11 protein-coding genes are annotated in these 15,127 nt (G+C 64.2%); 7 read left to right on the forward strand and 4 right to left on the reverse strand.

The window, feature by feature from the left end; translation table 11 throughout:
• The 3 genes from NLM27_RS05650 (at position 1) to NLM27_RS05660 (ending at position 4,593) form a co-directional block, all read left to right on the forward strand.
• On the forward strand, positions 1 to 837 hold the full coding sequence (locus NLM27_RS05650) for an enoyl-CoA hydratase family protein (protein WP_254142405.1): 837 nt from the start codon (positions 1 to 3) through the stop codon (positions 835 to 837).
• 102 nt (positions 838 to 939) lie between these two features.
• Positions 940 to 3,291 (forward strand): bifunctional salicylyl-CoA 5-hydroxylase/oxidoreductase, encoded by a 2,352-nt coding sequence (locus NLM27_RS05655; protein ID WP_254142406.1) that lies wholly within the window; start codon positions 940 to 942, stop codon positions 3,289 to 3,291.
• A gap of 51 nt (positions 3,292 to 3,342) precedes the next feature.
• The gene (locus tag NLM27_RS05660; RefSeq protein WP_254142407.1) at positions 3,343 to 4,593 is read left to right on the forward strand and encodes a flavin-dependent oxidoreductase; all 1,251 of its coding nucleotides are present in this window, start codon (positions 3,343 to 3,345) and stop codon (positions 4,591 to 4,593) included.
• A gap of 9 nt (positions 4,594 to 4,602) precedes the next feature.
• On the opposite strand, the gene NLM27_RS05665 is transcribed toward NLM27_RS05660, so the two are convergent.
• Positions 4,603 to 5,058: a cupin domain-containing protein gene (locus NLM27_RS05665; RefSeq protein ID WP_254142408.1), complete on the reverse strand. Its 456-nt coding sequence runs from the start codon at positions 5,056 to 5,058 to the stop codon at positions 4,603 to 4,605.
• A 29-nt stretch (positions 5,059 to 5,087) separates the two neighbouring features.
• A complete protein-coding gene (locus tag NLM27_RS05670) occupies positions 5,088 to 6,263 on the reverse strand; it encodes an ABC transporter substrate-binding protein (RefSeq protein WP_254142409.1) in 1,176 nt (391 codons plus the stop codon).
• Between the two features lie 249 nt (positions 6,264 to 6,512).
• Between NLM27_RS05670 and NLM27_RS05675 the strand changes: the two genes are divergently transcribed.
• The 3 genes from NLM27_RS05675 (at position 6,513) to NLM27_RS05685 (ending at position 9,343) form a co-directional block, all read left to right on the forward strand.
• Complete coding sequence (locus NLM27_RS05675; protein ID WP_254142410.1) at positions 6,513 to 7,031, forward strand: MarR family winged helix-turn-helix transcriptional regulator; 519 nt, start codon at positions 6,513 to 6,515, stop codon at positions 7,029 to 7,031.
• Between the two features lie 146 nt (positions 7,032 to 7,177).
• Positions 7,178 to 8,863: a benzoate-CoA ligase family protein gene (locus NLM27_RS05680; RefSeq protein ID WP_254142411.1), complete on the forward strand. Its 1,686-nt coding sequence runs from the start codon at positions 7,178 to 7,180 to the stop codon at positions 8,861 to 8,863.
• A gap of 15 nt (positions 8,864 to 8,878) precedes the next feature.
• Complete coding sequence (locus NLM27_RS05685) at positions 8,879 to 9,343, forward strand: RidA family protein (RefSeq protein ID WP_254142412.1); 465 nt, start codon at positions 8,879 to 8,881, stop codon at positions 9,341 to 9,343.
• A gap of 97 nt (positions 9,344 to 9,440) precedes the next feature.
• Here the strand turns inward: NLM27_RS05685 and NLM27_RS05690 are convergent, their stop codons facing one another.
• Together NLM27_RS05690 and NLM27_RS05695 are read right to left on the reverse strand one after the other, a co-directional pair.
• Positions 9,441 to 10,412, reverse strand: coding sequence for a CHAD domain-containing protein (locus NLM27_RS05690; protein ID WP_254142413.1), 972 nt, complete (start codon positions 10,410 to 10,412; stop codon positions 9,441 to 9,443).
• Between the two features lie 25 nt (positions 10,413 to 10,437).
• Positions 10,438 to 11,970, reverse strand: coding sequence for a bifunctional aminoglycoside phosphotransferase/ATP-binding protein (locus NLM27_RS05695; protein ID WP_254142414.1), 1,533 nt, complete (start codon positions 11,968 to 11,970; stop codon positions 10,438 to 10,440).
• A 153-nt stretch (positions 11,971 to 12,123) separates the two neighbouring features.
• Between NLM27_RS05695 and NLM27_RS05700 the strand changes: the two genes are divergently transcribed.
• Complete coding sequence (locus tag NLM27_RS05700; RefSeq protein ID WP_254142415.1) at positions 12,124 to 14,817, forward strand: bifunctional acetate--CoA ligase family protein/GNAT family N-acetyltransferase; 2,694 nt, start codon at positions 12,124 to 12,126, stop codon at positions 14,815 to 14,817.
• The last annotated feature ends 310 nt before the right edge of the window (positions 14,818 to 15,127 follow it).

The raw sequence follows: 15,127 nt of genomic DNA on the forward strand, positions 1-15,127 counted from the left end.
ATGAGCAGACCAGCCAATCCCGTCACCATACCGCTTGCGGATTACTCGCCGCAGCACTTCCTGCTGGCCGTGGTCGACGGTGTCGCGACTGTTACGCTCAACCGCCCCGAGCGAAAGAATCCGCTCACCTTCGAGAGCTACCGGGAACTGACGGATTTCTTCCGCGCCTGTGCGTTCGACGACGCGGTCAAATCCATCGTCGTCACGGGCGCCGGCGGCAATTTCTCGTCCGGCGGCGACGTGTTCGAGATCATCGGCCCGCTCGTGAAGATGGATACCAAAGGGCTGACCGCCTTCACGCGCATGACCGGCGATCTCGTCAAGGCGATGCGGGCCTGCCCGCAGCCGATCGTGGCTGCGGTCGAGGGCATCTGCGCCGGGGCGGGCGCGATCATTGCCATGGCCTCGGACATGCGCCTCGCGGCGAGTGGCACAAAGGTCGCGTTCCTGTTCAACAAGGTGGGGCTGGCCGGCTGCGACATGGGCGCCTGCGCAATTCTGCCGCGGATCATCGGGCAGTCACGTGCCTCCGAACTGCTCTACACCGGCCGGTTCATGACCGCTGACGAAGGCGAGCGCTGGGGCTTCTTCAGCCGCCTCGTCACGTCCGAGCAGCTGCTGCCGCAGGCGCAGTTGCTGGCCAAGCAGGTCGCGGAAGGACCGACCTTCGCCAACACCATGACCAAGCGGATGCTGGCGATGGAGTGGGCGATGTCGGTGGAGGAGGCGATCGAGGCCGAAGCCGTTGCCCAGGCGCTGTGCATGACGACGGCGGATTTCGAGCGCGCCTTCGAGGCTTTTGCCAACAAGGTCAAGCCGGTCTTCAGGGGCGATTAGGGCGGTCATCTTTGCGGGGGCCACATCAGCAACGGGGGACTTGCGTGAAATTATTTTAGGCTTAAAATAGTTTCCATGACCAGGTGAATTGGCGAGGCTCCCATGAAAGTCGCGATCATCGGTGGTGGACCTGCGGGTCTCTACGCTGCGATCCTGCTCAAGAAGCAGCGCCCGGGCGCCGAAGTCGCCGTGTATGAGCGCAATCGGGCCGATGATACCTTCGGCTTCGGCGTGGTGTTCTCCGATGCCACGCTGGACAATTTCGAGAAGCACGATCTTCCGAGCTACCGCCGCATCACCCAGGAATTCGCCTATTGGGATGACATTGCCGTGCATTTCCGCGGCACGGTGCATCGGGTCGGCGGCAACGGCTTCTGCGGCTGCTCACGGCAGAAGCTGCTGCTGATCCTCCAGGAGCGTGCGCGCGAGCTGGGCGTCGCCCTGCATTTCGAAGTGGATATCGACGACGAAGCCCGCTTCGCCGACGCCGACCTCATCCTGCTTGCGGACGGCATCAATAGCCGCTTCCGTGAGAAGTATCTCGATCATTTCCAGCCCGAGGTCGACGTTCGCTCCAACAAGTTTGCCTGGATGGGCTCGACCAAACCGCTCGATGCCTTCACCTTCATCTTCCAGGAGACCGAGTGGGGGCCGTTCATTGCCCATGCCTATCAGTATGAGGTCGGGCATTCGACCTGGATCTTCGAGACGGACCCTGAAACCTTCGAGCGGGCCGGGCTGACAGGGCTGGACGAGGCTCAGTCCGCCGCGCGGATGGCGGACATCTTCGGCTGGTTCCTCGGCGGGCATCAGCTGCTGACCAACCGCTCGATGTGGCGCAACTTCCCGATGATCCGCAGCAAGCGCTGGGTCAAGGACAACATGGTCCTGCTCGGCGACGCCAAGGCGAGCGCGCATTTCTCGATCGGCTCGGGCACCAAGCTCGCGATGGAGGATGCGATCGCGCTGGCCGACGCGATGGAGAAGGCGCCCAGCGTCAAGGCCGCGCTTGAGGTCTACGAGCACGGCCGCCGCGAGGAGGTCGAGAAGACGCAGCACGCCGCCGACGTCTCGCTGGTCTGGTTCGAGCACGTCGACCGCTTCTGGGACTTTGATCCCGTGCAGTTCGCCTTCGGCGTCATGACGCGCTCGAAGGCGATCACCTATGACAATCTGAAGCTCCGCGCGCCGGATTTCGTGGCGCAGGTGGATAAATCGTTTGCGAGGCAGGTGCGCGGCAACGGCTTCGATGTCGACACCGACCGGCCGATGGTGCCGCTGTTCCAGCCTTTCCGTTTGCGCGAGATGGAACTCGCCAATCGTGCCGTGGTGTCGCCGATGTGCATGTATTCGGCCAAGGAAGGCGTGCCGACCGATTTCCACCTGGTGCATTACGGCTCGCGCGCGATCGGCGGCGCCGGGCTTATCTTCACCGAGATGACCTGCGTCAGCCGTGACGCCCGGATCACGCCTGGCTGCGCCGGCCTGTGGAATGACGAACAGGAAGCGTCGTGGCATCGCATCGTGGATTTCGTCCACGGCAATTCGGCCGCGAAGATTTGCTTGCAACTCGGCCATGCCGGCCGCAAGGGCGCGACCAAGCTGATGTGGGATGGGATGGACCGGCCGCTCGATCAGGGCGGCTGGGAGGTCTTTTCGGCATCGCCGCTGCCCTATTTCCCCGACAGTCAGGTGCCGCGCGAGCTCGATCGCGCCGGCATGAATGCGGTGAGAGACGCGTTCGTTGCGGCAGCCGAGCGCGGCGAGCGCTGCGACTTCGACATGCTCGAATTGCACTGCGCCCACGGCTATCTGCTCGCCAGCTTCATCTCGCCGCTGACCAACACCCGCACGGACGAGTATGGCGGTTCGCTCGCCAACCGTCTGCGTTTCCCGCTCGAGGTCTTCGAGGCGCTGCGATCGGTGTGGCCGTCGCACAAGCCGATGTCGGTTCGCATTTCTGCGACCGATTGGGCTGAAGGCGGTATCGGCGGCGACGACGCTGTCGCCATCGCGCGTGCGTTCGCCGAGGCCGGTGTCGATCTCGTCGACGTCTCGACCGGGCAGACCGTGCGCGATTCGCAGCCGGTCTACGGGCGCATGTTCCAGACGCCGTTCTCCGACCAGGTCCGCAACGAGGCGCGGGTGGCCACCATGTGCGTCGGCAACATCACGACGGCGGACCAGGCCAACACCATCCTTGCCGCCGGCCGCGCCGACCTTGTCGCGCTCGGCCGTCCGCATCTGGTTGACCCCTTCTTCACCATGAAGGCGGCGGCCTGGTACGGGGCAAATGACGCGTTCTGCCCGCCGCAATATCTGCCCGGAAAAGATCAGATTTTCCGCAACAGCGTCCGCGATCGGCAGGACCTCGAGGAGCTGAGAATTAAGGCTAAGCCCAAGACCCGGGCCGAGCTCAAGGCGGAGGCGACAAAGCCGCTTGCGGCGGAGTGACCGCCCGTGCGACGTTAACCCATTGCCTGTGTTTCGAGTGGAGTTTGGGCGATGAAGGCGATTATCGTCGGTGGCGGTATCGGTGGTCTCACCACGGCATTGATGCTGCGCTCGCGCGGCCTGGATTGTGAGATCTTCGAGCAGGCCGACACCATTCGCGAGCTCGGCGTCGGCATCAACACGCTGCCGCATGCCATGCGCGAGCTGGCAGGGCTTGGCCTGTTGCAGAAGCTCGACGACGTCGCGATCCGCACCGATCAGCTCTATTATCTCAATCGCCACGGCCAGGAGGTCTGGCGCGAAGCCCGCGGCATCGACGCCGGCCACGACGTGCCGCAATTCTCGATCCACCGTGGCCGTCTTCAGGGCGTCATCCATCGCGCGGTCGAGGAGCGGCTCGGACAGGCCGCGATTCACACCGGCTGCCGGCTCGGCGCTTTCACGCAGGACGAGGGCGGTGTCACCGCCTATTTCTTCGATCGCGCCGGTGCACATGTTCACACCGCGCGAGGCGATATCCTGATCGGCGCCGACGGCATCCATTCGCGCGTCCGAGAGACGCTGTTCCCGAACGAGGGCCCGCCGTGCTGGAACGGCCTGATGCTGTGGCGCGGTGCGCGTGACTGGCCGCTATTCCTGACCGGCAAATCCATGATCGTGGCCGGCGGTCTCAATGCCAAGGTGGTGATCTATCCGATCGCGGAAGGATCGAGCCCGGCGAGCCGCCTGACCAATTGGGCCGTCCTGGTGAAGGTCGGCGAGGGCAACGCTCCGCCGCCGCGGAAAGAAGATTGGTCCCGGCCGGGCCGCCGCGAAGAGCTGATGCCGCACGTCGCGCGCTTCTCGGTCCCCTATATCGACGTCAAGAGCCTGATCTCCGCGACGCCCGAATTCTACGAATATCCGACCTGCGACCGCGATCCCTTGCCCTATTGGTCATCGGGGCGCGTCACGCTGCTCGGCGACGCCGCGCATCCCATGTATCCGGTCGGATCGAACGGCGCCTCGCAGGCCATCCTCGACGCGCGCTGCCTTGCGGACGCGCTGGTGCGCGCCGAACACCCGCGTCAGGCGTTGCTCGAATACGAGAAGAAGCGCCTGCCGATGACGGCGGATATCGTCCGGTCCAACCGGCGCGGCGGTCCCGAGGGCGTCATCGACGCCGTCGAGCAGCTCGCGCCTGATGGCTTTGACAATGTCGACAACGTCCTGAGCTACTCCCAGCGCGAAGCCATCGTGCGCGGCTATGCCACCAAGGCAGGCTTCGCCGCAGTGCCGGGACTTGCGGCGGTGCGGGCTTAAGACACGCTGCTAGCCGCCGGGCGGCGGCGGCAGGAAGTGGATATTGAACTCGGCGGCCATCGCCACCACGTCCTCGGGCTTCTGCTCCTTCATGTTGTGAAGGCCCCAGAACAACTCGAACAGCTTGCGGCTCGGCGACACCCAGAACAGCACCTTTGCCGTCTGCTCCGACTTGTTGAAGATGCCGTGCGGTACGCCCATGCCGAGCCGGATCAGATCGCCCGCGGTCGCCTGCGACTCCGAATTGCCGAGCATGAAGTCGAGCTTGCCCTCCAGCATGTAGAGATACTCATCCTGGTCGGGATGAATGTGCGGCGGCACGAAGGTGCCCGGCGGCAGTGTCGCATGCCAGGAGAAGCTGTGCTCCGTCTTGCTTTTCGGCACATAGGTCTGGCCGAGGATGTTCCAGGAAATGCCCTGGATCCCCTCGTTCGCCCGCGTGATGCCGGTGATTTCGCTGCTCATTGACGTCCTCCCTTGACGCGACGCTCGGCTCAGTTCGCCGCCTTGCAGTCCTTGGCATAGCGGTCGCCGTAATTCTCGAAGACCTTCTGCACGATCTCGGTCTGGAACTTGCCGTCCGGGCGCTTGGCGACCTTGGTCAGGTAGAAATCCTGGATCGGATAGCCGTTGGTGTTGAACTTGAAGGTGCCGCGCAGCGAGGTGAAGTCGGCCTTCTTGAGCGCCGCCCGAACGGCATCCTTGTTCGAGAGGTCGCCCTTCACCGACTTCACCGCGCTGTCGATCAGCATCGCGGCGTCATAGGCCTGGAAAGCGTAGGTGCCGGGCACGCCGTTATAGGCAGCCTCATAGGCGGCAACGAACTTCTTGTTCTGCGGGTTGTCGAGATTGGGCGCCCAGTTTGCACCGCCGAACATGCCGACCGCCGCGTCCTGCTGCGCCGGCAAGGTCGATTCATCCACCGTGAAGGCCGAGAGCACCGGAATGCTGTCGGCGAGGCCGGCCTGCCGGTATTGCTTGACGAGATTGACGCCGAGACCGCCCGGCATGAACGTGAACAGCGCATCGGGCTTCTGCGAGGAAATCTTGGAAAGCTCCGGCTGGAAGTCCAGCGTGTTGAGCGGCATGTAGGATTCCTCGACGATCTCGCCCTTGTAGTCGAGCTTGAAGCCCGCCACGGAATCCTTGCCGGCCTGATAGTTCGGGACCATCAGATACATGCGCTTGTAGCCGCGATCCTGCGCGACCTTGCCGAGGATCTCGTGCACCTGATCGTTCTGATAGGACGTCACATAGAAGAACGGGTTGCAGTCCTTGCCGGCGAACGTCGACGGACCGGCATTGGGGCTGATCAGGAAGGTCTTCGACTCTGTGATGGGCCTGTGGATCGCCTGGAGGATGTTGGAGAAGATCGGGCCGACCACGAAGTCGACCTTGTCGCGCTCGAGCAAGCCCTTGACCTTGGTCACCGCCGCGTCCGGCTTGAGCTCGTCATCGACCACGACGACCTCGACGTCGCGGCCGCCCATCTTGCCGCCGAGATCCTTCACCGCGAGTGCAAAGCCGTCACGCACTTGCTGGCCCAGCGCAGCGGCAGGTCCCGACAGGGTCACGACCACACCCAGCTTGATTTTCTCCTGGGCGAGGGCAGGGGTCATCGCGGTGCCGAGCAGCATGGCGGCTGCGGCCAAGGTCATTTGCGTCTTCATGATCTGTCCCTCGTGACGATCGGCTCGCGTTGCAAGCCACGTACTCCAATCCAAGCTTATGCCGATGATGGCCGCCGCGGCAAGCCAAGCGCGACGCGTTACATCCTGCGGCAGCGGCCCATGCAAGCGGCGCGCCAATTATTTGAAGCCTAAAGAAATCGACGTGCGGTTGATTGCTGCAGCTTTGGACTTGCAGCCGGCTCCGATTTATTTGAAGCTCAAAACGTTGGGGAATTCGTGCCCGCGCCAATGCCGGCCGTGATTGACTGCATCAACATGCTCGATTCCGAGACCAAGGCCGTCGAAACGCCGGAGGACCACGCCGAAGAGCTTCGGCTGTGGCTGCGGCTCCTGACCTGCACGACCCTGATCGAGGGCGAGGTTCGTGGCCGGCTGCGCCAGCGCTTCGACGTCACTTTGCCGCGTTTCGACCTGATGGCGCAGCTCGACAAGGCGCCGGATGGCATGACGCTGTCCGATGTGTCCAAGCGCATGATGGTGTCGAATGGCAATGTCACCGGCCTCGTCGAGCGTCTCGTGGAATCCGGTCATCTCGACCGGCGAACCTCGGACACGGACCGCCGCGTCCAGGTGATCCGCCTCACGAAACTCGGGCGTGCCGAGTTTCGCAGGATGGCTGCGGAACACGAAACCTGGATTGCCGACCTCTTCGCCGACCTCTCGCCGAAGGATGTGCGCGAACTGATGCGGCTCTTGGCCAAGACCAAGGCGTCGGCGCAGAAATCGGCCGCGCGCCGCCGGCCGTAACCGCGCGGGCGGGACAGGCCGCCAAACCCTTTTGCCACAGGAAAAAGCACGTCAGGCCAAAATCCGCTATTGCGCGAAATTGTTTTAAGCCTAAAATGTTTCCAGATCGTGCTGCCGGGTGCAATCCATGCTGAAAGGAGCGTGCGATGGCCAACGCCGCCAAGGTTCAAGTGTCGGGCTCGTGTGACGGCAATGCTGCGACGGCCCATATCGATACGTTCGCGCGGCAACATCTGCCGCCGCGCGAGCTCTGGCCCGATTTCATCTTCACGCGGCCGGAGCTGCGCTATCCGGCGCGATTGAACTGCGTCAGCTACTTCCTCGATCGCTGGGTCGAGCAGGGCCACGGTGATGCGCCTTGCGTCATCAGTCCTGCGGTCAGCTACACCTATCGCGAGCTGCAGGCTCTCGTGAACCGCATCGCAAACGTGCTGGTCGGCAAGCTGGGGCTGGTGACCGGCGGGCGCGTGTTGCTGCGCTCGGCCAACAATCCGATGATGGTCGCAACCTATCTCGCGATCATCAAGGCCGGGGGCATCGTCGTCGCCACCATGCCGCTGTTGCGCGCCAAGGAGCTGTCTTATCCGATTCAGAAAGCGGAGATCACGCTTGCGCTGTGTGACGGAAAGCTCTCCGAGGAGATGGAGAAGGCGAAATCCGCGGCGCCAGGCTTCAAGCACGTGGTCTATTGGGGCAACGGCGGCCCCGATTCGCTCGAAGCGCTGACCGCGGATGCGAGTCCGGAGTTCAGGGCCGTCGATACCGCCTTCGACGACGTCTGCCTGATCGCCTTCACGTCGGGCACGACAGGCGATCCCAAGGGCACCATGCATTTCCACCGGGACATGCTGGCGGTGTGCGACGGCTACGCGCGCAACATCTTGCGCGCCGAGCAGAAGGATCGCTTCGTCGGATCGGCACCGCTCGCCTTCACCTTCGGCTTTGGCGGCGTGTTGTTTCCGATGCATATCGGTGCCTCCTTCGTCGTGCTGGAAAAGACGACGCCGGACGACATTCTGAATGCGATCGAGCAGTACAAGACCACGGTCTGCTTCACGGCGCCGACCGCATACCGTGCCATGGTCGCCAAGCTGCCGGGCCGCGACATCTCCTCGCTCCGCAAATGCGTCTCCGCGGGCGAGACGCTGCCGAAGCCGACATTCGAAGCCTGGCTGAAGGCCACGGGCATCAAGCTGATGGACGGCATCGGTTCGACCGAGCTGCTGCACATCTTCATCAGCGCCACCGAGGACGAGATCCGCCCCGGCGCGACCGGCAAGCCGGTTCCGGGCTATGAGGCCAAGATCGTCGACGACGAGGGCGCCGACGTGCCGCCCGGGACGATGGGCCGCCTGGCGGTACGGGGGCCGACCGGCTGCCGTTATCTTGCCGACGAGCGGCAACGCAAATATGTCCAGAACGGCTGGAACATCACCGGCGACACCTACCTGATGGATAGCGATGGTTACTTCTGGTATCAGTCGCGCTCCGACGACATGATCGTGTCGGCCGGCTACAATATCGCTGGGACCGACGTCGAGGCGGCGCTGCTCACGCATTCCTCCGTCGTCGAGTGCGGTGTGGTGGGAGCGCCGGACGAGGCGCGCGGCATGATCGTGAAAGCGTATGTCATTGCAGCGCCCGGTGTGACGCCGGACGCGCAGCTCGTCGCCGAGCTGCAGGAGCATGTCAAACGCGAGATCGCGCCGTACAAATATCCGCGCGCGATCGAATTCGTGACGCAATTGCCGAAGACCGAGACCGGCAAGTTGAAACGCTTCGCCCTGCGTCAGCTGGCGCAGGCGACGTCCTCGGGCGTCGCGGCGGAATGAGAGAAGGATAGAGAATTGTCCGTGACGACGCCAAATGGCCCTCAGCTCGCGGTGCTGCCGACGGCAGCCGAGCACGAAACCCGCCCCAAGGCGCAGATCCTCCAGCCGTCTGGCTGGCCGGTGCCGAAGGGTTATGCCAACGGCATGGCTGTTGAGGGACGTATCGTCGTCACTGGCGGGGTGATCGGCTGGGATGCCGAAGAGCGTCTCGCGGACGGCTTCGTCGCGCAGGTGCGCCAGACCCTGGGTAACATCGCCGCGATCCTGGCCGAGGCCGGCGCCCGGCCCGAGCACCTCGTACGCCTGACCTGGTACGTCGTCGACATGAACGAGTACCTGGGCAATCTGAAGGAGCTGGGCAGGGTCTATCGCGAGGTCTTCGGAGCGCACTATCCTTCGATGGCCCTGGTCCAGGTCGTCCGGCTCGTCGAGAAGGCGGCGCGCGTCGAAATCGAGGCCACCGCCGTCATTCCTCGCTGAGCCCGGCCGCGATCAGCATACGCGAAGCTTAGATCAGGGGCTGCGGAGGAGTTTGACGCATGTCAACAGAGATCATGTCAACAGAGATAATGCACACCTAGTCCTCGGGCTCCGAATTCGGCGCGAGGTCCGAGGAGCGGAACGGCTTGGCCTTGTCCAGCTTCCGATAGGCCTTCGAGGCGGCTCGCAGTAACTTCTTTTCCCGCTTGCGGTCGAGGAAGCGAATCCCTGCCTCGGGGACGATTTCATTCAACGAGGCCGCCAGCGTTTGCCCGCGAGCATCATCGTTCAACTGGCCGAGCGACTTTTGCGCCTTTCGCAATTGCTTGAGGATCGACTTCTGCTTCGTCAAGGACTCGTCGGCGAACAGGTCTTCCAGCGACTCGACTGAATATGTCATCCGCTTGTTGAGGAGCCGTAGCTTGTGGCGCTTCTCGACGTCGAGCTTGCGGAGCTTGCGCGCCTTTTTGAGCAGCGTCTTTTCCCACGCGGTCAGCTGCGCCATCGCATGGTCGGCGAGCGAGGTGCGACGCAATCTGATCGCTTCCTTGCTGCGCCGGGTCGACCAGGGGCCGCTCTCGATCCAGCCGGAAGTTTGCTCGACCAGGCGGCGATAGCGCGCGGATTGCAGCGCGCGCGCCAGCAGGCGGTGGCTCTCGGCGCGCTTCTCGTCCCAATGTCGGAGCTCGGCGATCACGGAGAGCTCGTCGCCGGTCTCGGCGACGACGCGCTCGATCGCCACGTCGAGGTCCCTGACCATGCCGAGTTGGCCGTTCAGCCATTTCAACTCGGTCCAGATCTCCGGCCGCCGCGCGTCGTCGACCATTCGCGAGAAGAAGCGAATGGCGGTGCGCAGATGCGTCAGCGCGATCCGGATCTGGTGCAGGGCGTCGGGGTCGCCGCGGCAGGTGCCGTCGTGCTGGGCGAGCACGGCATCGAGGTGACGGCGGGCGATGATCCGGAACGCCGTGTCGCAGGCCATGCCGGGGCTGAGGCGGCCGGGCAAGGCACTACGCCGCGTCGCCGGCATGGCGCGAGCGGCCGTCGAGGTCGTGCTGGGTCGCGCCATCCTTGCCCGCGTCAATCAGATTGCCTTATTTGCCCTCAACGATTGCGTCCCGACAGCTCTGCAGCGTCTGCTCTTGTGTCCCGGATGCATCGATGGTCGCCCAACCGACATGGCCGATATTATAGCCCTCCTGCTGCGCGGCAACCTCTTGCGTGGCGTCGGATGCGTCTCCCCGGCGACGTCCGATTCGCGCCTGGCGGGTGGCGAGATCCGCAACCAGGAACAGCCCGTTCAACGGCGCGTTGCTCTCGCGCGCCAGTGCGGCGATCGCGTCTCGTTCGTCCTCGGCGGCGAATACACCGTCGATGATCGCCGAATGGCCTTGCGCCAGCACCCGCCGGGCGTGCTGAGCCAGCGTGTCGTAGACGCGGGCCGTGACCTCTGGCGTGTATGCGGATGGCGGCAGCCGCTGCGTGTCCTTGACCCCGAACATCTGCTTGCGGATGACGTCGCTGCGCAGCACGATTGCTCCCGGCGACGGCGCGACGAACGGCGCGAGCGCGCGCGCCAAAACCGTCTTTCCGGTGCCTGACAGTCCGCCGACGGCAATCAGCCGCGGAGCGGCAGGCTGGATCAGCACCCGGGCGAGGTCGAAATAGCGCCGTGCGTCGTCAAGGATATCAGGGTCGTCACAACGCGGCGGCTTTAGCCGTGCCAGCGCCACCTGGGCGCGGATTGCCGCCCGGATCGACATGAACAGCGGCAGGACGGAGAGCGCGCCGAGATTGTCGGGCGGAGTCGCAGCGAGATATCGGTTCAGGACGATGTTGGCCGCGCGTGCCTGATCGTGGCGCAACAGGTCCATCAATGTGAATGCGAGATCGTAGAGCACGTCGACAGTTGCGATTCTCGCATCGAATTCGATGGCGTCGAACATTACAGGCTGTTGGTCGATCGACACGATATTCGCAAGATGCAGGTCGCCGTGGCAGCGCCGCACGAAGCCGAGGCGGCCGCGCTCCTCGAGCAGAGGCCGAAGGCGCAGGAATGTCGCGTGCGAGGCCCTGCCGAGCAGTCCGATCGCATCAGCTTCGAGATGGTTGCCGGTCCGCAGGCCACTGTCGTTTCCATCGATCAGGCCGCGGATGGAGGAAACCCAAGCCCTGCCGTCGGAGCGGGGCGCTGCGGCATGCGAACCCACGATCGCGTCGGCGGCAGCCGAGGCGAGAGTCTCATCCAGCGGGCCGTCCTTGGCCAGATGATCCAGCGTTTGGCTTTCGTCGAAGCGCGACATCTCGACCGCATATTCGATCGGCCGGCCGGGCCCGTCGATCTGCACCGAGCCATCAGGCTCCTCCGTGATCGCGACGACGCGATGATAGATCTGCGGCGCCAGCGGCCGGTTGATCCTGATCTCCTCCTCGCAGGCCGCCTTGCGCTTATCGAGCGTCGAATAATCGAGGAACGGAAAATGCACGGCCCGCTTGATTTTCAGCGCGCGCTTGCCGTCGAGAAAGACCGAGGCGGCGTGCGTATCGATCCGTCTCACGCCCGGATGTATGGCGGAATCGGTGAGAGCCGCAAAGATCCGGTCCTGGGTCGCAGACTCGTCGGTCATTCCTGCTGGTGCCTGAACGAGATCGTCTGGGGCGGTGTGACAAGACCGTCATTGGCCAGCCACCATGTTGGGTTATGATCTCGTACCAGGCTCGCAGTTTCCAGCCTGAATTTCCATCATCGGAACCGTCAGCGACCGGGTGCATTTGCTTTCATGTCGACCTACCGTCTGAAGAATCTGCTGTCGCCGCGCTCCGTCGCGCTGGTCGGCGCGAGTGCCCGCCCGGTCTCCGTGGGACGCGCCGTCCTCGACAACATCCGCAGCGCCGAATTCAAGGGACAGTTTGGCCTCGTCAATCCGCGCCATGCCGAGATCGGCGGCATCGCCGCGGTGAAGAGCCTGGACAAGTTGCCTTTCGTTCCCGAGCTCGTGGTCATCACCGCGCCGGCGCGGGAGGTTCCTGGGATCATCGACCAGGCCGGGCATCGCGGCACGGCGGGCGCGCTGATCGTCTCGGCCGGGCTCGGCCACGGACCGGGCTCCCTGCACGAGGCTGCAATCGCCGCGGCCCGAAAATACGGCATGCGGCTGATCGGTCCGAACTGTCTCGGCATCATGATGCCCGAGGTGAACCTCAATGCCAGCTTCGCCGCACACATGCCGGGAGCAGGCAATCTCGCACTGATTTCGCAATCGGGGGCGATCGCAGCCGGCATGGTCGATTGGGCGGCGCAACGTGGCGTCGGCTTCTCCGGCATCGTCTCGATCGGCGATCAGATCGACGTCGACCTTGCCGATCTGCTCGACTATTACGCGATGGATCACAAGACCCGCGCGATCCTGCTCTATATCGAGGCCATCAAGGACGCGCGCAAGTTCATGTCGGCCGCCCGTGCCGCCGCGCGCGTGAAGCCGGTCGTCGTGGTGAAGTCCGGCCGCATGGTGCAGGGCGCGAAGGCCGCTGCCACGCATACCGGCGCGCTCGCCGGCGCCGACGCGGTCTACGACGCCGCGTTCCGCCGCGCGGGCGTCCTGCGGGTGTCCGACCTGCGCGAGCTGTTCGATTGCGCCGAGACGCTCGGCCGCGTTGAATCGCCGACGGGAAAGCGTCTCGCCATCCTGACCAATGGCGGCGGCCTCGGCGTCCTCGCCATCGATCGATTGGTCGAACTGGGCGGAATTCCGGCATCGATCTCGGCGGAGGCCCGCAAGAAACTCGATGCCGCGCTGCCGCCGACCTGGTCCGGTGCAAATCCCGTCGACATCGTTGGCGACGCTGACGCCGCGCGCTACGCGGCGGCGCTGGAGGTGCTGCTCGCAGATCCCGACAATGACGCAGTCCTTGTCCTCAACGTGCAAACGGCGATCGCCTCGGCTGCCGACATCGCCACGGCCGTGACGGAGCTCGTCGCAAGATACCGCGAGCAGCATCGCCGATGGGCAAAGCCTGTGCTGGCCGGCTGGGTCGGTGCCGATCAGAAGATCATTCAGTCGCTCTCCGGCGCGGGCATTCCGAATTACCCGACCGAGGACGATGCCGTGCGCGGCTTCATGCATCTGGTCCGGCATCGCGAAGTGGTGGAGGAGCTGAGTCAGGTTCCGCCCGCGATGCCCGAAACATTCGTCCCGGACGCCCGGGCCGCCAGACAGATCGTGACCGCAGCCATCGCCGACGGCCGCAAGTGGCTCGAGCCCGTCGAGATCAAGCACCTGCTCGAAGCCTACGACATCGCGATGGTGCCGACCTATGCCGCTGAGGGTGTCGAGCAGGCAGTGGCCTATGCGAACGAGATCTTCGTGCAAGGTGCCACCGTCGTCTTGAAGATCATGTCGCGCGACATCGTTCACAAGTCGGATGTCGGCGGTGTCGTCCTCAATCTGACCACGCCGGATGCGGTGCGCGCGGCCGCCACTGACATTCTCGACCGGGCGAGGAAGCTGCGGCGCGACGCCCGCATCGGTGGGGTCATTGTGCAAGCGATGGTGGTCAAGGCGAAGGCGCGCGAGCTGATCCTCGGCCTCGCCGACGATCCCACCTTCGGAATCGTCGTCGTGTTCGGCCGGGGCGGGACGGCTGTGGAGATCATCAACGACAAGGCGCTGGCGCTGCCGCCGCTCGACCTGCAACTCGCCCGCGACTTGATCGACCGCACGCGCGTATCACGGCTTCTTCGCGCCTATCGAGACGTGCCGGCCGTGAAGCCGGATGCCGTCGCCATGGTGCTGGTCAAGCTGGCGCAGATGGCCGCCGACGTTCCTGAGATCCGCGAATTCGACATCAACCCGCTGCTTGCGGACGAAACCGGCGTGACCGCCGTCGATGCCCGTGTCGCGGTGGGGCCGCCGCAGCGGAAGTTCGCCGGTTCCGGACCGGCCAATTTTGCCGTTCGGGCCTATCCGTCGCAATGGGAGCGGCACGTGAAGCTGAAGGACGACTGGCGCATCTTCGTGAGGCCATTGCGTCCCGAGGACGAGCCGACCATCCATGAATTCCTGCGTCACGTCACGGCGCACGACCTCCGCCTGCGCTTCTTCGCACCGATGAAGGAATTTACCCACGAGTTCATCGCGCGCCTGACCCAGCTCGACTATGCGCGCGCGATGGCCTTCATCGCATTCGACGAGGAGACCGGCGAGATGGTCGGCGTCGTCCGGCTGCATTCGGACTCAATTTACGAGAGCGGCGAATACGCCATCCTGCTGCGGTCTGATCTCAAGGGCAGGGGACTCGGATGGGCCCTGATGCAGCTGATCATCGACTACGCGAAGTCGGAAGGACTGAAGACCATATCGGGCGACGTGCTCCAGGAGAACACCGCGATGCTCGAGATGTGCCGGCAGCTCGGCTTCGAAGTGAAGCCGGACCCGACCGAGCCTGATATCTGCGACGTCAGGCTGAAACTCTGAGCGAGGGGGCGCTAGAGCATGAATCCGGACCCGAAGGGCCGCGTTAGCGCAAACTGTGCAGCAGTTGGCCCGTCTTCCGCAGATTCTCGATGATGCACGCGATCAGCGGCCCCAGTATCGGCACGACCGGGCTGAGTAGATGATGCACTGCACCTGACACCTGAGCCTCGGGAGCGTACGCGTCGTCGCGATCTTCGTCGCATTTGCCGCGGTCTGGCCTGGGCGGACCGGCAAACCAGAGCAAAGCCACTCGATCCGGATTTCGGGCGCTTGAGCTCCGAAATGCTCCTCCGATCCAACCCGCCGACCG

The sequence above is a fragment of the Bradyrhizobium sp. CCGB12 genome, from assembly GCF_024199845.1.
Classification (GTDB): Bacteria; Pseudomonadota; Alphaproteobacteria; order Rhizobiales; family Xanthobacteraceae; genus Bradyrhizobium.

Excerpts from the sequence above, each read along its gene's own strand:
- NLM27_RS05695 (WP_254142414.1), bottom strand. The coding sequence starts at position 11,970 with ATGACCGACGAGTCTGCGACCCAGGACCGGATCTTTGCGGCTCTCACC.
- NLM27_RS05670 (WP_254142409.1), bottom strand. The coding sequence starts at position 6,263 with ATGAAGACGCAAATGACCTTGGCCGCAGCCGCCATGCTGCTCGGCACC.
- NLM27_RS05675 (WP_254142410.1), top strand. The coding sequence starts at position 6,513 with ATGCCGGCCGTGATTGACTGCATCAACATGCTCGATTCCGAGACCAAG.
- NLM27_RS05690 (WP_254142413.1), bottom strand. The coding sequence starts at position 10,412 with ATGGCGCGACCCAGCACGACCTCGACGGCCGCTCGCGCCATGCCGGCG.
- NLM27_RS05660 (WP_254142407.1), top strand. The coding sequence starts at position 3,343 with ATGAAGGCGATTATCGTCGGTGGCGGTATCGGTGGTCTCACCACGGCA.
- NLM27_RS05655 (WP_254142406.1), top strand. The coding sequence starts at position 940 with ATGAAAGTCGCGATCATCGGTGGTGGACCTGCGGGTCTCTACGCTGCG.
- NLM27_RS05680 (WP_254142411.1), top strand. The coding sequence starts at position 7,178 with ATGGCCAACGCCGCCAAGGTTCAAGTGTCGGGCTCGTGTGACGGCAAT.
- NLM27_RS05700 (WP_254142415.1), top strand. The coding sequence starts at position 12,124 with ATGTCGACCTACCGTCTGAAGAATCTGCTGTCGCCGCGCTCCGTCGCG.
- NLM27_RS05650 (WP_254142405.1), top strand. The coding sequence starts at position 1 with ATGAGCAGACCAGCCAATCCCGTCACCATACCGCTTGCGGATTACTCG.
- NLM27_RS05665 (WP_254142408.1), bottom strand. The coding sequence starts at position 5,058 with ATGAGCAGCGAAATCACCGGCATCACGCGGGCGAACGAGGGGATCCAG.